Annotated in this window: 15 protein-coding genes and 4 pseudogenes; 8 read left to right on the plus strand and 11 right to left on the minus strand. The window is 56.3% G+C overall.

All coding sequences use genetic code 11. The annotated features are described in order from the left end of the window. Window positions 1-48 precede the first annotated feature (48 nt). From HCF10_RS13960 to HCF10_RS13980, 5 genes are all read left to right on the plus strand, one after another. On the plus strand, window positions 49-2,562 hold the full coding sequence (locus HCF10_RS13960) for a TonB-dependent receptor (RefSeq protein ID WP_167655770.1): 2,514 nt from the start codon (window positions 49-51) through the stop codon (window positions 2,560-2,562). A 157-nt stretch (window positions 2,563-2,719) separates the two neighbouring features. Further along, window positions 2,720-4,585 carry a phytase gene (locus HCF10_RS13965; RefSeq protein ID WP_167655771.1) on the plus strand — a complete coding sequence of 622 codons (1,866 nt, stop codon included), beginning with the start codon at window positions 2,720-2,722 and terminating at the stop codon, window positions 4,583-4,585. A gap of 47 nt (window positions 4,586-4,632) precedes the next feature. Further along, window positions 4,633-5,325 (plus strand): protein TolQ, encoded by a 693-nt coding sequence (gene tolQ / locus HCF10_RS13970; RefSeq protein ID WP_167655772.1) that lies wholly within the window; start codon window positions 4,633-4,635, stop codon window positions 5,323-5,325. A 14-nt stretch (window positions 5,326-5,339) separates the two neighbouring features. Further along, a complete protein-coding gene (tolR, locus tag HCF10_RS13975; protein WP_167655773.1) occupies window positions 5,340-5,786 on the plus strand; it encodes a protein TolR in 447 nt (148 codons plus the stop codon). Beyond that, window positions 5,783-6,556: an energy transducer TonB gene (locus tag HCF10_RS13980; RefSeq protein WP_167655774.1), complete on the plus strand. Its 774-nt coding sequence runs from the start codon at window positions 5,783-5,785 to the stop codon at window positions 6,554-6,556. Before tolR ends, HCF10_RS13980 begins: the two co-directional genes overlap by 4 nt. 155 nt (window positions 6,557-6,711) lie before the next feature. On the opposite strand, the pseudogene HCF10_RS13985 reads toward HCF10_RS13980, so the two are convergent. Further along, window positions 6,712-7,017: pseudogene (locus tag HCF10_RS13985) on the minus strand (NAD(P)-dependent oxidoreductase); the annotation flags it as partial. A gap of 130 nt (window positions 7,018-7,147) precedes the next feature. Between HCF10_RS13985 and HCF10_RS13990 the strand changes: the two are divergent. Beyond that, window positions 7,148-7,309 (plus strand): hypothetical protein, encoded by a 162-nt coding sequence (locus HCF10_RS13990; RefSeq protein ID WP_167655775.1) that lies wholly within the window; start codon window positions 7,148-7,150, stop codon window positions 7,307-7,309. 196 nt (window positions 7,310-7,505) lie between these two features. Here HCF10_RS13990 and HCF10_RS31415 read toward each other — a convergent pair. Beyond that, a pseudogene (locus HCF10_RS31415) lies at window positions 7,506-7,589 on the minus strand (hypothetical protein); the annotation flags it as partial. Between HCF10_RS31415 and HCF10_RS13995 the strand changes: the two are divergent. Then, a pseudogene (locus HCF10_RS13995) lies at window positions 7,567-7,890 on the plus strand (LysR family transcriptional regulator); the annotation flags it as partial. The pseudogenes HCF10_RS31415 and HCF10_RS13995 sit on opposite strands and share 23 nt — an antisense overlap. A 16-nt stretch (window positions 7,891-7,906) precedes the next feature. Here the strand turns inward: HCF10_RS13995 and HCF10_RS14000 are convergent. Next, a pseudogene (locus tag HCF10_RS14000) lies at window positions 7,907-8,260 on the minus strand (hypothetical protein); the annotation flags it as partial. 174 nt (window positions 8,261-8,434) lie between these two features. Here HCF10_RS14000 and HCF10_RS14005 point away from each other — a divergent pair. Then, window positions 8,435-9,055 (plus strand): phosphatase PAP2 family protein, encoded by a 621-nt coding sequence (locus tag HCF10_RS14005; protein ID WP_237683123.1) that lies wholly within the window; start codon window positions 8,435-8,437, stop codon window positions 9,053-9,055. On the opposite strand, the gene HCF10_RS14010 is transcribed toward HCF10_RS14005, so the two are convergent. From HCF10_RS14010 to HCF10_RS14045, 8 genes are all read right to left on the minus strand, one after another. After that, on the minus strand, window positions 9,007-9,339 hold the full coding sequence (locus HCF10_RS14010; RefSeq protein ID WP_131699237.1) for a hypothetical protein: 333 nt from the start codon (window positions 9,337-9,339) through the stop codon (window positions 9,007-9,009). The genes HCF10_RS14005 and HCF10_RS14010 overlap by 49 nt on opposite strands. Continuing rightward, on the minus strand, window positions 9,336-9,644 hold the full coding sequence (locus tag HCF10_RS14015; protein WP_237683124.1) for a phosphomannomutase: 309 nt from the start codon (window positions 9,642-9,644) through the stop codon (window positions 9,336-9,338). The genes HCF10_RS14010 and HCF10_RS14015 overlap by 4 nt, the downstream gene beginning before the upstream one ends. Before the next feature lie 177 nt (window positions 9,645-9,821). Continuing rightward, window positions 9,822-10,964, minus strand: coding sequence for an acyltransferase family protein (locus tag HCF10_RS14020; RefSeq protein ID WP_167655776.1), 1,143 nt, complete (start codon window positions 10,962-10,964; stop codon window positions 9,822-9,824). Window positions 10,965-11,206: 242 nt separating this feature from the next. Next, on the minus strand, window positions 11,207-12,355 hold the full coding sequence (locus HCF10_RS14025) for a glycosyltransferase family 4 protein (protein ID WP_167655777.1): 1,149 nt from the start codon (window positions 12,353-12,355) through the stop codon (window positions 11,207-11,209). Between the two features lie 17 nt (window positions 12,356-12,372). Further along, on the minus strand, window positions 12,373-13,155 hold the full coding sequence (locus HCF10_RS14030) for a glycosyltransferase family 2 protein (RefSeq protein WP_167655778.1): 783 nt from the start codon (window positions 13,153-13,155) through the stop codon (window positions 12,373-12,375). Then, window positions 13,152-14,462, minus strand: a complete 1,311-nt coding sequence (locus HCF10_RS14035) for a hypothetical protein (protein WP_131699241.1) — start codon at window positions 14,460-14,462, stop codon at window positions 13,152-13,154. Before HCF10_RS14035 ends, HCF10_RS14030 begins: the two co-directional genes overlap by 4 nt. 157 nt (window positions 14,463-14,619) lie before the next feature. Beyond that, the gene (locus HCF10_RS14040; RefSeq protein WP_167655779.1) at window positions 14,620-15,942 is read right to left on the minus strand and encodes a lipopolysaccharide biosynthesis protein; all 1,323 of its coding nucleotides are present in this window, start codon (window positions 15,940-15,942) and stop codon (window positions 14,620-14,622) included. Window positions 15,943-16,026: 84 nt separating this feature from the next. Next, complete coding sequence (locus HCF10_RS14045) at window positions 16,027-17,349, minus strand: UDP-glucose dehydrogenase family protein (RefSeq protein WP_131699243.1); 1,323 nt, start codon at window positions 17,347-17,349, stop codon at window positions 16,027-16,029. Window positions 17,350-17,394: the final 45 nt, after the last annotated feature.

Here is a 17,394-nt window from a genome sequence, read left to right on the forward strand (position 1 = left end):
GTTGCCGGGCCCGTTGCCTGGCGCCAACGGATTCTTGGGGAGGATTGCATGTACAAGCGCACCGGGCTCGTCAGCTTTACGCTTACCGCCTTGGCCCTGGCGATGGCCAGTGAACGGTTGAGCGCCGCCGAAGCGAGCGCCACCGAGCATGTCGAAGTGATCGGCCAGGCTGCCGCCATCGACCAGGCACTCAAGGAGCAACGCAGCGCCGACAGCATCAAGAGCGTGGTGCATGCCGACGGCGTGGCCCAGTTGCCGGATCAGAACGTCGCCGAAGCGGCGCAGCGCCTGCCGGGCATCAGTGTCGAGCGCGACCAGGGCGAAGGGCGTTTTGTCAGCGTGCGCGGCCTGGGCCCGGACCTCAACAGCGTGACCATCAACGGCACCCTGGTGCCCGCCCCGGAAAGCGCGCGCCGCGCCGTGGCCCTCGATGTGCTGCCCTCGGAGCTGGTGCAGTCGCTGTCGGTGATCAAGACCCTCACCCCGGACATGGACGCCAACTCCCTCGGCGGCACCGTCGATGTGCAAAGCCTCTCGGCCTTTGACCATAAAGGCCTGTTCTATACCGGCAGCAGCGAAGCCAGCTACGACAAGAACACCCGCCAGACCAGCCCGAAATTCTCCGGCGCCGCCAGTAACCGTTTCAGCCTCGGCGACGGCATCGACAACTTCGGCGTGGCTGCAGCGCTGAGCTGGCAAAAGCGCGACTTCGGCTCGGACAACGTCGAAACCGGTGGCGCCTGGGACTTCACCGACGGCGCGCGGCTCAACGAGTTCGAACAACGCGATTACGACATCAGCCGCGAACGCGCCGGCGGTGGCCTGAACTTCGACTACAAGCCCGATGACCTCAGCAGCTACTACCTGCGCACCCTCTACAGCCGCTACACCGACACCGAAACCCGCAACTCCACCAGCATTGAATTTGCCGACCCCCAGGCCCCGGGCCAACTGGGCGATGCCGAGGGCAAGCGCAAGCTGAAAAACCGTGAGGAAACCCAGGAAATTCAATCCTATGTGTTCGGCGGCGAACGCATGCTCGGCCTGTGGACCTTAAGCGGCCAGGCCGGCTACAGCCAGTCCAGCGAAGACAGCCCGGCGCATATCGCCGGCGCCACCTTCGACGGCGGTGACTTTGCCAACAGCGGTTTCTACGACAAGGACAAACCCCGCCCGATCATCGGCAGCGGCTTCTACGACGCCAGCAACTTCAGCCTCGACAAGGTTGATTGGGAAAAACAGAACACCCAGGACACCGAGAAAAACCTGCGCCTGGACCTGGCCCGCGACTATGACCTGAGCGGCTATGCGTCCCAGGTCAAGTTCGGTGGCAAGGTCAGCCGTCGCAACAAGGACAACGACCTGGAAGCCTGGGTCTACGAAGACCTCGACACCCTTGGCTTCACCTCCGACCAGCTCAACCTCACCCGGTTCCAGAAGGGCAGCGTCGACTATCGCCTGGGCAACTACGGCCCCGGCATCAGCCCCGGCGCCATCAAGCAGCTGATCGGCAGCCTCAACCCGGCGGACTTCTATGACCAGACCGAATCGCGGGTCAACGACTTCACCATCCGCGAGGACATCAACGCCGGCTATCTGATGAACACCCTCGACATCGACGACTGGCGCTTTATCGCCGGGCTGCGCTACGAAGGTACCGAGTTCGAAGCCAAGGGCACCGGCGCCACCGATGGCGTGTTCACCCCCACCGAGACCAAGCGCCGCTATCATCATTGGCTGCCGGGCCTGCATGCGCGCTACAAGATCGACAAGAACACCCAGGTGCGCGCGGCCTGGACCAAGTCGGTGGTGCGCCCGACGTTCGGCCAGTTGGCGCCGGGTTTTGTGATCGACGATGACGAAGCCACCTTCGGCAACCCGGACCTCAAGCCCCTGGAATCGAGCAACCTTGACTTGGGTATCGAGCACTTCATGGGCCGTGCCGGCACCGTGTCGGCGTTCGTGTTCTACAAGGACATCAAGAACTTCGTCTACAACACCGACCTCGCCGGCACCGGCGCCTGGACCAATTTCTCCGAGGCTCACACCTACGCCAACGGCGACAGCGCCAAGCTCTACGGCCTGGAACTGGCCTACTCACAGAAGTTCGACTGGCTGCCGGCGCCGTGGAACGGTTTGCTGGTCGGCGCCAACAGCACCTTCAGCCGCTCCAGCGCCGATATCGAAGGCTTCGACGCCGCCAGCGGCACGAATCGCAAGCGCAACATCAGCCTGCCCAACCAGTCGGACACCGTCGGCAACCTGATGCTCGGCTGGGAGGACGACAAGCTCAGCCTGCGCCTGTCGGCCAACTACAAGTCGGCCTACCTGTATGAACTGGCCTCGATCAACGACAAGGCCCACGACCTGCACGTCGACGCGCAGACCTTCGTCGACTTCAGCGCGCGCTACTCACTGACCAAGAACCTGAAGGTCAGCTTCGAGGCCCAGAACCTTACCGATGAGTCGTACTTCGTCTACACCGGCCACCGCAGCTACAACGGCCAATACGAAGAGTACGGCCCCACCTACAAAGTGGGCCTGACCTTCACTCATTTTTGAATTCAACACATGCCAAATGTGGGAGGGGGCTTGCTCCCGATGGCGGTAGGCCAGATACAAATTTATTGACTGGTACACCGCTATCGGGAGCAAGTCGAGTCGTCGCGCCGCCCCTTCCACATTGGATCTCTATTGCTTCCGAAGGATTTGCTTGTTCATGAGAATTTCCAAGCTGTACCTGCTGATTGCCCTGGTCACCAGCGGCAATGCGTTCGCCGCCGACCTGGCGCTGACCCCGTGGGCACCCAGCCTGAAGGCCCAAGCCGTGGCCTTCCTGCCCAACGCCACCGAGCGCGTGGCTGCCAGCACCCGTGACGGCCTGCAACTGCTCGACAGCAAGGGCGCCGAGCTGGCGCGTTTCAAAGGTAATTTCAGCAGCCTCGACACCCGCGCCGCAGGTGCCCAGGTGCTGGTCGCCAGCCTCGACAACGACCGCCAACAGGCGCTGCTGATCAGCCTGGACAGCGCCGGCAAAAACTGGGGCAAGCCGCTGTACCTGCCGACCCGCGACTACCCGGTGAACGGCCTGTGCCTGTACCGCGACGCAGCGGCCAACCTGTTTGTGTTCCTGGTGGGCGAAGAGGGCAAGGGCGAGCAATGGCTGGTGGGCAACGGCTCGACGCTGCTCACCGATCCCCAGCGCGTACGCGGTTTGCCGCTGCCGCCGTCGGCGCAGTTCTGCCAGGTGGACGATGCCACCCAGCAGTTGCTGGTGAATGAAGAGAATGTCGGCTGGTGGGCCTACCCGGCGCACCCGGAAGCCGAGGTGAAACGCACGCCGGTGGCGCTGTTCGACACTCCCAAGCGCGGAGCCGGTGCCATGGCGTTGGTACCCGGTGGCGTGGTTGCGCTGGACCCGAAGAGCGCCCGGTTACACCTGTTCCAGCACACCGGCGAGCGCTGGGTGGAGCAATCGAGCCTGGGCCTGCCGGGCCTGAAAGAACCGGAGCAATTGGCGATCAATGGCCGCCAGTTGCTGGTACGCGATGACGACAGCGGCACGCTCTACCAGGCCAGGCTCGACTGGCAGGCCACGCCCGTCGCGGCGGCTGCGGTGCTGCCGGAAGTCGCGGCCTTGCGCCAGAGCGACCCGGTCGGCCGCCAAGGCGATGCGGCGGATGACCCGGCGATCTGGATTCACCCGGAAACACCGGTCAACAGCCGTGTGCTCGGCACCAACAAGAAACAGGGCCTGCTCGCCTACGACCTCGACGGCAAGCTGTTGCAGGAGCTGGCGGTGGGCCGCCTGAACAATGTGGACGTACGCCCCAACTTCAAGCTCGGCGCGCAAACGGTCGACCTGGCGGTGGCGAGCAATCGCGACCACAACAGCCTGAGTCTGTTCAGCATCGACCGCCGTAGCGGCGAGCTGCGTGAGGCCGGTGAAGTGCCCACGCCGCTCAAGGAAATCTACGGTATCTGCCTGTTCCAGCCCGCCAGCGGCGAGATCTACGCGATTGCCAACGGCAAGGATGGCACCTTCCTGCAATACCGCCTCAGTGCGCCGGACGGCCGTGTGCACGGCGAGCTGGTGCGCCAGTTCAAGGTCGATAGCCAACCCGAAGGCTGTGTGGCCGACGACCAGCGCCAGCGCCTGTTTATCGGTGAGGAGGACGTCGGCGTATGGGCGGTGGATGCGCGCGCCGATCAACCGGCGACGCTCACCAGCGTGATCAAGGTCGGCCCGCAATTGCATGCGGATGTCGAGGGCCTGGCGCTGTACCAGAGCGATAAACATGACTACCTGGTGATCTCAAGCCAAGGCAATGACAGCTACCTGGTGGTGGATGCCGAACCGCCGTTTGCCGTGCACGGCGGCTTCCGTGTCGGCTTGAACGCCGCCGCCGGTATCGACGGCGCGTCGGAAACCGATGGCCTGGAAGTCACCGCCATCAACCTCGGCGGGCCATGGAGCCAAGGCATGCTGGTGGTGCAGGACGGGCGCAAGCGCATGCCCGAGCAAACCCAGAACTTCAAGTTCGTGCCCTGGGCCGAGGTCACCCGCGCATTGAAATTGCCGTGAACCGTCATCAACCGGTCATCACTTTTTAATCGAATGGGAGATTCACTATGCACGCGACGATGGAACATATGACGATCTGGGGTTTGATCAGCGACGCCAGCCTGTTGGTCAAGGCTGTCATGGTCACCTTGCTGTTGGCGTCCTTGCTCAGTTGGTACTTGATTATCCAGCGCGGCAGTGTGTTGCGCCGCCTGGAACGGCAGTTGAATACGTTTGTGCAGCGCTTTCGCGTCGCGCCGGATTTGCAGGCACTGTCCCGTGAGATCCAGCAGGCGGGCGAGGGCGGCATTGCGCCGATCTTTATCGCAGGGGTCCAGGAATACCAGCACCTGCACAGCCATGACCCGGCGGTGCTTGAAGGCGTGGAGCGGGCCTTGCAGGTGGCGATTACCGAGCAGGAAATCGAGCTGGAAAAGGGCCTGCAATTTCTGGCGACCGTGGGTTCGGTCAGCCCTTATATCGGCCTGTTCGGCACGGTGTGGGGCATCATGAATTCCTTTATCGGTCTTTCCCAGGTGCAACAGGCGACGTTGTCCACCGTAGCGCCGGGCATCGCCGAAGCCTTGATCGCCACGGCCATCGGCCTGTTTGCGGCGATCCCGGCGGTGATCGCCTATAACCGCTTCGCGGCGCGCGGCCAGACTCTGCTCACCCGTTACTACGCCTTCGGCAACGAGCTGCAAGTGCGCCTGCACCGCACCCTGCGCGGTACGTCGATCAACCTGGCCGCCGCCGCCTGAAAGGAGCAACTCCCATGTTAGTCAGGCCGCAACGCAAGCACGGGCCCAAGGCCGAGATGAACGTGGTGCCGTATATCGACGTGATGCTGGTGCTGCTGGTGATCTTCATGGTCACCGCGCCGATGCTGACCCAGGGCGTGAAGATCGACCTGCCCAAGGTCGCCGCCGAGGCGTTGGCTACCGACACCCGCCAGCAGATCCTCACGCTGTCGGTAAAGGCCGACGGTGGCTACTACTGGAACCTCGGCGGCGAACTCGATACCCAACACCAGACCGACAGCGCCGTGAGCCTGGATGAAATGGGCGCCAAGGTCATGCAGGTGGTGGCGGCGCGCAGCGACACCCAGGTCTATATCCGCGCCGACGACAACGCCGGTTACGGCCGTGTGGTCGCGGCCGTGGCGGTGTTACAGAAGGGTGGAGTCAGCAACCTGGGGCTGGTGACCGAGGCCCCGCAATGACGGCGATGATCATGCACAGTCCCTCCCTGACGATGGCGCCCCGGGATGCTTCCGGGATTTGGAGAAACAGCCTCGCCGCCAGCCTGGCGGTGGCGCTGCACGTCGGCGTGCTGGCCGCGTTGATGCTGGGCTGGTCGACGGAGAAGCCTGTGGTGGATGCCCCTCGGGTGATGCACACGCAGTTGGTCATGCTGCCACCGGCGCCAGCGCCCGAGCCTGAACCGGTGGTGGCTGCACCCGCACCGCCGGAGCCGGTGGTGATGCCGGTGCCGGTGCCGACAAAGCCCACGGTAGACCCGCAGGTCCAGGCGCAAAAACTCGAGAAAGCCGCCCTGGCGCGTAAACGCGTCGAAGACAAGAAAATCGAGCAGCAGCAGGAACGCCTGGCCAACGAACAACGCAACCGCGAGCTGGAACAACAACGCCTCAATCAGCAACGCCTGGCCGCTGAAAAAGCCCGGGTTGCCACACCCGCGCCAGCCCCGGCCCCCGCCTTCGACAGCCGCCAATACCAACCCCTGAGCAAGGAGGCACCGGACTATCCCGAGCGCGCCCTGGACAAGAACATCGAAGGCGACTGCACCTTGGAGTACAGCGTCAACACCCAAGGCCGCGTGGAAAACCCCAAGGTGCTGGACGGCTGCCACCCATTGTTTATCCGGCCGTCACTGGCGGCGGCGAACACTTTCCGCTACCAGCCGAGGATCGTTGATGGCAAGGCCGTGGCCGTACCGGCAGTGCGCAACACCTTCCACTACCGCATCAAATGATATTTCCCCGTCGACCCAATGCCAGTCAGTTAAGGCATTTTGTAGGAGCGAGCTTGCTGGCGAAGAACTCAGGGCCGCCACGTTTATCGAGAATGAACGCGTTGGCTCGGCGTTTTTCGCGAGCAAGCTCGCTCCTGCAGTGAATCACTTTCGCGTCAGGCGTTAGCTGGATTCGCCAGTGCGATCCCTGAAACGTAGCGCTCCAGATTCGCCAAAAACGTATCGGCAATCTCGTTGCGGCTATTGGTCGAAATCGCAGACGTATGCGGCGACAACCGCACCCGTGGGTGGCTGTACAACGGGTGCCCATCCGGCAGGGGCTCCGGTTCGGTCACGTCGAGCGATGCCAGGCCGATCTGGCCGTTATCTTTAAGCTGTGTAATTGCGGCTGGGGCGCCTGGGTGTCCAAGGGGGGCGGCGCCAATCGCTCTCAGCGCAGGTTTGCATAGTGCGAAGTGGTCTAGGCCACTGTCATTCTTCACAGGTGTTCAGGCGTTGCGCCGGGCAGAAAATGACAGTACGCAGCCAAGTCAGCTGCGAATAAACGATGGGGGTGCTTTTACCCTCTCAGCCAACCAGTGAGGATTCGTCATGTTCAAATTATTGGCAACCACATGCGTCATGTTCAGCCTGCTGTTCGGCGCCCAGTTCAGCGTGGCCTCGCAAATGGAGGCGGGTGTCCACGCCATGCAGTCTCAATTGAGCGGTAGCTCGGGGACGGTTTCTTGCACCGACACAGAAGAAAGAAAGTAACGCAGTACCCCCGCCCCATCAGCCTGGGGCAGCGCCTGCTCCCGCAATGGGGGCAGGCGTGCCTGGGGTCAAATGACGTAAAACCCATGGGTCCCATCACGGGCCAGTTGCTCGACCAAACCGAACTCCCGGTGCCGTCTTGTGGCAGGAACACTTGCTTGCCGGTGATCGCTTCGACCTCAGCCACCGCCAGGCGCGCCAGTTCACGCGCACGCAGCACCAGCTCGGCACCGGGCACGCTGATGCCGGTGGGGATGCTCATGGTCTGGTGTTCGTCGAAGCCGAAAAAGCCGTGCACGCTGGCCGATGTGTACCAGAACGGCTGGGTCCTCAACCCGGACGGCTGCGGTTTCCGCGCCGGGTTGCAACGCACCTTGTCCGATCAGGGCCTGGTGCCACGGCCGTTGCTGGAACGCAGTGCGCACCGCGAGCAACTGGTGGTGATGCCGCTCAAGGATTTCAAGCCGGTGATGGATCTGTGGCTGATCTATCCGCACTTCCTGGGCAACCTGCAGGGGCCGGTGGATGCGTTTGGCAAGCGGGTGGCGGCGTCCCTGCACAAAGTCCGCAACGCCGCCTGATCCATGTGGTGTTTGGTCAGGCGACTTTCTGCTCGCGTTCAGCAATCAGCTGGCGGGTGAGGGGGATCAACCGCTTGCCATAGTCGATCGCATCATTGAGCGGATCAAACCCACGGATCAGGAAGGTGGTGATGCCGAGGTCGTAATAATCGAGCAATGCCTCAGCCACCTGTTCGGCGGTCCCCACCAACGAGGTGGAGTTCCCCTGCGCCCCCAGCAACCCCGCAATCCCTGTCCACAAACGCTTGTCCAGCCGCGAGCCCTGCGCCGCCAATTCAATGCTCATGGTCTGTCCTTGTCGAGTAGGGGGTGAGTACCTCCGCCGGGCAGGGGGGCGGTCATGCTCGTACACGGTAGGAGCCGCGACAGCCTGTGTAAAACGCCGTTTGGTTCTAACCTAATTATTAAAATATAGAATCATGTCTGTATTTAGTGATCAGTAAATTGCATTTTGAAGGCGTTGCTGACGCTAGATAACGTTGTGTTTTTTTCGGGCCTGAGGTCTGATGAGCGCCGAAAACGGCACCTCGAAGGTTAGGCAGTGATGCGGGCAGAACTTGCGCAATATGGTGGCATTACCGTCATGATTCCGGCCGCACTGGTGATTGCTGTCTGGTTAAGGTATTCCACGCCGTGGGCATTGCGGGCCTGGATAATAACGCTGGGTATTACTTATTCGATCGTGGCGGCCAGCAAGTTGCTGTTTAAAGGTTGGGGCTTATCCTTTCAGCACTTGGACATTGCGGTAATAAGCGGCCATGCCATGAACACCTGTTTGATGGTGACGGTGGCAACAAGTCTGTTGGCGCGCCAGTTCAATTTGGCGTGGCGCTGGCCGGCTGCTTGGGTGGGACTCACGCTGAGTATCGGGTTCAGTGCTTATTGTGTCGCACCCTATATCCATCCACTGAATGAAGCCCTGGCCGGTGCTGCACTGGGCGCTGTCGGCGCGATTGCCTTTCTCTGGCGTATTGATGGCGCAGACATCAAGGTATCCCGCTCGTTCATGGGCGGTGGGCTGGTGTTTTTGCTGGCCTTTGCGCTGGTGCCCAAATACAACGCGGAGTTGCTGCTCAACCGCGTTGCCGTGGGCCTTTCAGGGGCAGAGCAAGCCCATCAGGAGCCTGCCTGGCGCTTGGGCTCCACGCATGACAGGGCCGAATAGGTCACCAAGTCCAGGGCCCGGTTGCTATCCACCATCAATTCCAGCAACACCGTTTGCGCATTGAACCGCCGCCTATCGCCCCGACGTTGTGCATCCTGCATCTGCTTGAGCAGCGTACGGGTGATTTGCTGGGGTGAGCTGTTTTGCAACTGGTCCAGCCAGTGACCTATTGCCCGGGTGTTCTGTTGATACTGCGCGCCGACTGCGGGCTCCACAAACCCCTCAAACATGCCCGTGAGTTTCCTCAAGGCATGGCTACGGCGCAGGTGCCCCCACAGGTTCATGGCCGCTCCTCGGTGCCGGAGATATAGGCCAGCAACTCAGCGGTCTTGACCTGCATGAACTGGCTGTCGCCACGGCTTTCCACACACAGGCACACCGACAGGGCATCACTGACCTGCAGCTTGAAACGCCAGTCGGCGAAGACCATGGACAGCCCGGCGCCGGAGTCGTCGCTGTCCAGAGAGTTGTCGGCGTACAACACCTGCATGCGTTCGACGACACGGGTCGAGTTATTCACCTCGATATGTATATTTCCTGAAGAAGGAAATAGGCCGATACGCTCTACCAATAACGTTGGACTTTTCATGAGAGTACTCCGTTGCGTTGTTCAATAAACCCAGACTCCACCGAAAGGGCCTGGAGCATGAGTAATTGCCGATCATGAAAGGGGCGCCAATAGTTGTGTGGGCATGTCAGCAGCCTATATTGCTGTCGCGCCCAATGTGCAGGAAGGTACAGACAGCCAATCAATAAACTGATCGTATCAGGGTAAAGCTGTAAGTTTTTTATCCCTTACAAAGATAAATGGCTTTTCTATGGTGGAAAAAGTCAAAACGGAAACGGCTGAGACCAACGCAAGTACAATCGGTAATAATGCGATATAGTGAAGTGCGTTGCCGTTCTCGAAAGAAAATACGTTGAACACTGAGAACAGCATATAAAGAATCAGTCCGTGGATCAGGTAGATGCTATAGCTCACTTCGCCAAGGGTCTTGAGCCCCTTACTGCCAAGCACACCAAAAATGGTATTGCCGAGGGCAATCATGATGAAAGGGACGCCCAGTATCAGCATCTGCAAAATAGAATAACCTTGGTCAATAAGCATCCCTGAAACGATAAAAGCCGACACCACCAGAGACGCCGTCCTAGATTTGGCCAGCGACGAAACCTCTGGAAAATTTATATTGATGATTACAGGGGTAAAGCCAATAAGAAATAGCAGTGCTAATTTAGGAACTACCAGGCCGAGGTAGATGCCTGGGATCGCCAGTATCATAATGAATACTGATAAAGCGAGATATTTTCCGTACCAGCGCCTATTGAAAATAGCCGCCACTGCGGGAAGAGATAAATAAAAAAGCCACTCATATCGGAGCGTCCAATGCGCGCCTGATGTCATATGAACACTGTCCGGCGACCCATTAAAGGACGAACCCACAAAAAGCCCCCAACTCACCAAGCCTTTTATGAGTCCTTTGGTGTCGTGATCAAAAATAAAACCGGTTTTTATAAGGCTGATGACAAAGACCATGAACACGACAAATATATAAAGCGGCATCACTCTCTGAATTCTTGATCTTAGCAATTGGCTCCACTGTGGTTTCTTTTGGTATATTTTTCCGAAAAATAGAAAGCCGGTTATCATGAAGAAAAGCGAAACTGGCACCACCCCCATATTATTTAAAATGGCACTTTGTGGGCGTTCCCAAACCCCACTGACCTTCCAGTGGTAAGTCACGGCAAAATGATGACAAACCACAGACGTTGCCAGCAGGCCGCGAAGGGCATCAATGGGCGAAGACCTCAAGAAGGTCTGCTCGGTCAAGAGGTTGAGACGTGCAAAGGACAGGCTTATAAAAAGCAGAGAAATGCTATATGCCGTAACGATCAAAAAAGCATTGTTCATACGGTCTGCTCGATCATTAATGGTTCTTGATCGTGTGCCCAATTTCAGGAGGCGCAACGATGCACTTATAGTAGGTGGATGTGGCGACGATACGCATAGTCCTGAACGGCGGCGACGGTTTTAATCCGACAAAAATTAACAGGCTGGGTTGAGTTTTTAACACGGGTTGGTTGAGGTTTTTAGCCCGTCATTACTTGGCGTAAAGTTAAGAGTCATCAAGTGAGGCGGAGAGAGGAAGGCCGCTAACGGCATTCTTCATGTTTCTGGTAAAAAGCCTGCGGTCGAGCACAGTGCCCGTCACTCCAGGAGATCACCTGCATGAGGTATTCGGCACCCGCATACGCTGAGAGAATGTTAACTGCGGTGGCAGTGCGCAGCGTTCTCTTGGCAGGTTTTAGTTCGCCAGCGTCTCTTAGCTGCTCAATGGCATCCGCGATCGCTGCGGGGTTATTGGGTGGGACGCAACGACCGAAGAGGTTTCGGTCCAGGACTATCGAGGCGCCGACAGTTGTCGTGGCCACAACGGCGACGCCGCACATGAGGGCTTCGCTGACAACAACACCCCACCCGTCGTCGGACGTGGTAGAGGCCAATATCAGGACATCGATCTGACGGAAAAAACAATTAACTTCGCTCATGGGCAATACGCCGCGGAATGTCGCCTCGACCCCGGCTGAGATACAGTGGGCTTTCATTGCTTCTTCTTCGGGACCGCCACCGGCGATATCGAGCGTTACGCGGCCACTCAGTTGCGCCAGCGCGTCAACCACATCAAATACACCTTTTGACTTCACCAGCCGCCCCAAGTAACCGATGCGTAGTTTTGCAGTAGGCGGCGGTATATGCGTCTTCACGATCGGAGGGGATATGAAGTAGGCAAATGGAATGATTTTTTCCGCAGGATAGCCAATCGATGTAAACCACGGTGGTCCATTACGACCGATGGCCAGGATAAACGCAGCATGACGACGGTGATAGCGTTCTTCGCCCCAAGACTGCAGCCACCGCAATGCACCTGCCCAGCCTGAGGATACGCGCGGTTCAGACATAATGGCATAGCGCGCGTTATTGGCTTTTATGGACGCCAGCCCTTTGAGGATCGTGGGAACCCACCTTATCCCTGAAAAGATGTGCAACGAACTTGAAACGGACGCTGTCACTAACGATTCGATAGTTTGGGGGGCGGGAGCAATAATGGTTGTGTAGCCTACTGGGTCGGGAACACTCCAGCCTAGCGCGCGACGACCCTCAGAGAGTTCTTTATCGGCACAGCAAATCAATTCCAGTTGAGGGTTCAAGCTTGCCAGTGCTGCGAAGAAATCGGCCTTGTGCGGGGACAGTGAGGGCTCCCAAATAATGAGCCGGCTCAGGGGCGGACGAACGGTATGCATATCGAATTGTCCTTCAGCTATCGGAGACGGGCGATACGTCGTATCAACCATGACGGCTCAAAAAGCCATTTGCGCAGCTTTGCCAGAATAGCGATGTAACGATCTCGTTCGGATCGCGGTCGTTTGAGCGCTGAGCGGAAAATCCGATCGGCATCTCTCGCATACAATTCATTCAGACGCCCGCTCCCCGTGATAGAGGCGTCATGCAGGCGGAAAATAGCCAGCTCTTCACCAATCGTATTGAAACGCGCGCCTGCAAGGGACATGTTTAGAAACAGTTCGCCGTCCCAACATGTACGGTTTTCAGTATTGAACCCGCCTGCTTTTTTGAACCATTCGCTACGGAAAAAAGTGCCCTGTTGAAAGACTGAAACTGCGCCATATGCATACCGCCAAGCTGTAAATTTCGACGGGGTAATTGACTTTATAAATGCCCCAGAGGCATCAACAAAATAACCACACCCTGAAATGGCACCGGTTTGACTGTTCGTTCGGAAAGCGTTTGCGACTTTCTCGAGCGCCCCAGGAAGCAACTCATCGTCGGAGTTGATAAAGCCGAAAATATCGCCGGTGGCGCGTGAGAATCCTTTGTTAAGACCGTCGGCGGCACCATTGTCTTTTTCGAAAACCTTAATTAATCGATCCCCATACGACTCAATTATTTCTCGGCTACCATCAGTGCTGCCAGGGTCAACTACAATATATTCGAGATCGTTGAAGCGTTGTGAAAGAACTGAGTCTATACATTTTTTTAGATAGTCAGCCTGGTTGAATGAAATAGTGACGATTGAGATTTTCAATGTGCTTTTCCGTTCTTTGAAATGTGCCTTGAGTAGCAATAGAGCGCAGCAATAAATATGACCGTACTCCACCGTGCACTCGCGCCAAATGGTGAGAACATAATGTTCCAGAATAACTCTATGATGCCGTTATAGAAATAGAATCCGAGAAACCTGAAGTTTTTAATGAACTCGATTAAGAGCCATCGACTCATGACTATCCAGAAAAGCCCACCGCCAACGCCAGCCCAGACCAGTCCACCCATGAGGTAGGAATGAACCGGTATGAGATCCGTGTTGTAGTTTGCTTCGTCTTTTTCCGAATAGCCCAATGCAAATTTAAGCGCAGTCAGTTTGTCTTGGTAACCTCCCGTGTCTTTTGCCCATGAGCCGTGTCCGAATAAGGGTTTATCGAGGAAAGCACCTACAGATACCAACATTTCACTGCGCCCCCCGAGCAGAGCGCCATATTCGCCACTGGCTTGAATCTGAAATTTTTTCGCCGACTCTTCGGGCAGTTTATCCAGGAACCAGTCTGATGAAAAAACCGAGGTGAAAACCGCATTGATTAATAGCAGGAATGCAAAAATAAAAACAAGCATTTTGGTCGCGGCAAATGATCCTTTTATACTGCTAAGGGCCGCGGCGAAATTTTTCCGACTCAGCAGTATATAAGCGGTGACCGCGAGCAGTGGAAAAATGGCCATGCTGCGTGAATCATTAAAAAAACTGAAGATTGAAAAAATCGATATCAATAGGACAAGGTGGGCATTTTTTTTTCGCGCGATGAAAAAAGTATAAGTCGTTGCAAAGAGGGCAATGACCGTTTGGCCTATGCCCCATTTCCAAGCATTACCCAGGAAGTACTCACTGGGAAATAAAATAAACTGAGGAATGGCGCCGAGGTAGGCACCGAGTAGAAAAGATGGCATGCGCCGGATATCACGATCAAAATATGTCGATAAGGCCACGAACGTACACAAAAAAATAACAGGTGCGCCAATACCTTTAACCGAGTCTACGGTTTCAGATTGATTGACTTGATCGGAAATAAATTGGCAGATAGCCCAGATCATCCCGAATACAATCAGTGTGCCGAGACTCTTTCCCAACTTAAGACGGCCCAGATTCAACGCCAGATAAATGAGCGCAAGGATCTCTCCTGTATAAATCTCACCGCCGAAGGATAATTTTTGGCTGGAGACAAAGCCGATGAATAATGGCGTCAATCGGAGTGCCATTTTCAGTCGAGATCTGTTCAGTTCGATAGTCTTTTTAAGCGGTGGGACCACCGTGGGTCGACCCGCTAAAGGATAAAAGTCGGGCATGCAAAAAGTCCCAGTCACAATAAGGTAGGCGCGGTAGTTGCGCGAGGTTGTTCATTGAACAAGGTGTTGTGAGTTTGATTGCGCTCACGTATCCAATCAACCGAAGAGCGCTGATCCATTTTCGAGAAGTCCCATCGCGATTCACATTTTTTACTAGCTAAGGACAGCTTGTCTTCAGGGGGGTGGGGAGCGTCAGTTTAATGTGACTTCTGAGAAGGCTTCCTCCAACCACCAGCCTGAGTACCTGGCAAGCATTCAATGACCAGATCATTCCGACTAATCCCAGGGTGGAGGTGGCTAATATTTTTGCACTGAATAAAATTAATAAGTACACGATATACAGTTGTACCTGTTGCTTGATGACCCCCGCACCGTTTAATACCATCGATTGTACGGTGCCTATGCACGTGAGTACTGCGAATACTGCCATGCCGGTCAGCACAGGGGAGGGGAGTGTAAGGTTCTGGTGGGTCCACACGTTGACCAGTTGTTCCCCGAATAATAAAAGAATCAGGCTTATAACGAACGCCAGCATGCCTGTAAGGTAATAAGCCCAGCGTGTGATTTTTAAAATCCAGGCGCCATTTCCTTCCGCTTTAGCGTTGGCAATTTCTGGCCAGAGAGGAAACAACGCAATGGACACGAGGGCGGGTACATACGTATACAGCCTGGTGTACACATCCAGCGAGGGGACGATGTCGATACCGATCAAACTGCCGGCCAGTAGGGTATTTATGCCTACTTCCGCGTACGGAACGACCTGCAGAATCAAAAATGACAGCCCTGTCATCAAGTAAGGTTTTAAAAGGGCGTGGTCATAATATTTAAATCGAGGGACCAATGGTTTCATGCTGCTTCTACGAAATACCACCAGCACTGAAAGCCAGCCAATGATAACCGGTACGCCAATCACGCCGAAGACGAGCAGTGACAAGTCTGCGGCTCCGCTCTCTACCACGCCCCATACAAACAGCAGGGACAGCAAGCGTCCACTGGTGGTCCAGGCATTAGCTTCCGTCGTACGGTGACGTGCGAACAAAATCCGTTGGATGAGTCCTGATGGCAAACCCACGAACACGCAGGCGGAACCCAATAACATTGCCTGGTAGCGTGGAATGTCGGCGATAGGGGCGTAGTGGTAGACCCACAGTGCTAACCCGCCCGTCACGATCAGGGCCACACATGCAATTGTCAGTAATGTAAACCAGACCACCGAAACCGCTTTGCGTGAGCCTTCGGACACTGAGTCTTTACTCTCTCCCGCGAGGGTGTTGACGATAGCCAACCCAATACCGAAGTCCGCGTAGGCGGACAGTACTGATAACGATATGGCCATTGACAGAAAGGCATAATCCACCACGCTCAGCGCGTTAATAGTGAGCGGGATAAGAGCCATTACAATCAACAGATTAAATAACCGGGCGGCCGCGGACCCAAAAATATTCTTGACCAGCCTTCGAAGTCGATCATCTATACGCACAGCATAAGATCTCTGGTTTGGTCGGTGCAGGGGCTTGCGTCAATAATGAAGTCGGTAGTTCAAGGGGCGGGAGGCCTGATTGACTTATCGCCCGATAGAGTAATGAAGGATGCCTTTCTTTTTCATCCGTGCGGGCTCATACAAATTTCGGCCATCGAAAATCACGGGCTGGTTGAGTTGCTGTTTGATGAACTCGAAGTCCGGTGCTTTGAATGCGGGCCAGTCGGTAACAATCACCAGTGCCTCTGCACCTTTCAATGCTGCTTCCTTGGTGCCGCATAAATTCAGATCGTCGCGAACGCCATAGATACGCTGGGTTTCTTCCATGGCTTCCGGATCGTAGACCCGAACCTTGGCTCCCGCTTCCCATAACCTTTCCATGAGTACCCGGCTGGGGGCCTCACGCATGTCATCAGTATTGGGCTTGAAACTCAGGCCCCAGACCGCGAATGTCTTACCGACCAGATCACCCGAGAAATGCTTATGGATTTGTTTGAACTGGAGGTGTTTTTGTTCATTGTTCCGGTGTTCAACCGCTTTCAAGATGCTGGCATCGAAATTGATGCTGCTGGCTGTCCGAATCAGCGCTTGAACATCTTTCGGAAAGCACGACCCCCCATAACCGACACCCGGGTAGATGAAGTGGTAGCCGATGCGTGGATCCGAACCTATGCCTTGGCGAACCATCTCGATATCCGCGCCGAGCATCGCCGCAAGGTTAGCCATTTCGTTCATAAAGCTGATTTTGGTGGCAAGCATGCAATTGGCGGCGTATTTCGTCAGTTCTGCACTGCGTACATCCATGACGATAATTTTTTCATGGTTACGGTTGAACGGTGCATACAGTTCACGTATTACCTCTTCGGCATAGGCACTGCCGGTGCCGATGACAATACGATCAGGGCGCATACAGTCTGCGACTGCGGAACCCTCCTTGAGAAACTCGGGATTTGACACGACCTCGAATGTCAGTTCTTCACGCCCTCGCTGAGCAAGCACTTCCACGATACGGCTATTGACCTTGTCAGCCGTCCCAACGGGCACGGTGGATTTGTCAATAATTGTCTTATGGCTTTCCATGTACTGGGCGATCGTTTCGGCAACGCCGAGTACGTACTTTAAATCGGCCGATCCATCTTCATCGGGTGGCGTACCAACGGCAATAAACTGCACATCGCCATGCTTTACCGCTGAGACCGCATCGGTGGTGAAAGTGAGACGACCCGCTGCGTAATTTTCCTTGACCAAGGTTTCCAGGCCCGGCTCATAGATCGGTACGTGCCCTTGCTTGAGTTGTTGGACCTTATCCGCATCGATGTCCACGCACACCACGTCGTGACCGACTTCGGCCAGGACTGCGCCTTGGACCAACCCTACGTAACCAATGCCGAAAACGGTGACTTTCATGTCGATTCTCTATGGAAGTATTTAAGCGCGAAAAGTTTATGTGTC

Origin of the sequence: Pseudomonas sp. B14(2022) (assembly GCF_012030485.1) — a bacterium.
GTDB lineage: Bacteria > Pseudomonadota > Gammaproteobacteria > Pseudomonadales > Pseudomonadaceae > Aquipseudomonas.

What these genes read in the sequence shown, in the direction of transcription:
- HCF10_RS14010 (WP_131699237.1), bottom strand. Translation starts at nt 9,339, where the DNA reads ATGAACCTGTGGGGGCACCTGCGCCGTAGCCATGCCTTGAGGAAACTC.
- HCF10_RS14015 (WP_237683124.1), bottom strand. Translation starts at nt 9,644, where the DNA reads ATGAAAAGTCCAACGTTATTGGTAGAGCGTATCGGCCTATTTCCTTCT.
- HCF10_RS13960 (WP_167655770.1), top strand. Translation starts at nt 49, where the DNA reads ATGTACAAGCGCACCGGGCTCGTCAGCTTTACGCTTACCGCCTTGGCC.
- HCF10_RS13980 (WP_167655774.1), top strand. Translation starts at nt 5,783, where the DNA reads ATGACGGCGATGATCATGCACAGTCCCTCCCTGACGATGGCGCCCCGG.
- HCF10_RS14045 (WP_131699243.1), bottom strand. Translation starts at nt 17,349, where the DNA reads ATGAAAGTCACCGTTTTCGGCATTGGTTACGTAGGGTTGGTCCAAGGC.
- HCF10_RS13965 (WP_167655771.1), top strand. Translation starts at nt 2,720, where the DNA reads ATGAGAATTTCCAAGCTGTACCTGCTGATTGCCCTGGTCACCAGCGGC.
- tolQ (WP_167655772.1), top strand. Translation starts at nt 4,633, where the DNA reads ATGCACGCGACGATGGAACATATGACGATCTGGGGTTTGATCAGCGAC.
- tolR (WP_167655773.1), top strand. Translation starts at nt 5,340, where the DNA reads ATGTTAGTCAGGCCGCAACGCAAGCACGGGCCCAAGGCCGAGATGAAC.
- HCF10_RS14035 (WP_131699241.1), bottom strand. Translation starts at nt 14,462, where the DNA reads ATGCCCGACTTTTATCCTTTAGCGGGTCGACCCACGGTGGTCCCACCG.
- HCF10_RS14025 (WP_167655777.1), bottom strand. Translation starts at nt 12,355, where the DNA reads ATGCATACCGTTCGTCCGCCCCTGAGCCGGCTCATTATTTGGGAGCCC.
- HCF10_RS13990 (WP_167655775.1), top strand. Translation starts at nt 7,148, where the DNA reads ATGTTCAAATTATTGGCAACCACATGCGTCATGTTCAGCCTGCTGTTC.
- HCF10_RS14005 (WP_237683123.1), top strand. Translation starts at nt 8,435, where the DNA reads ATGCGGGCAGAACTTGCGCAATATGGTGGCATTACCGTCATGATTCCG.
- HCF10_RS14020 (WP_167655776.1), bottom strand. Translation starts at nt 10,964, where the DNA reads ATGAACAATGCTTTTTTGATCGTTACGGCATATAGCATTTCTCTGCTT.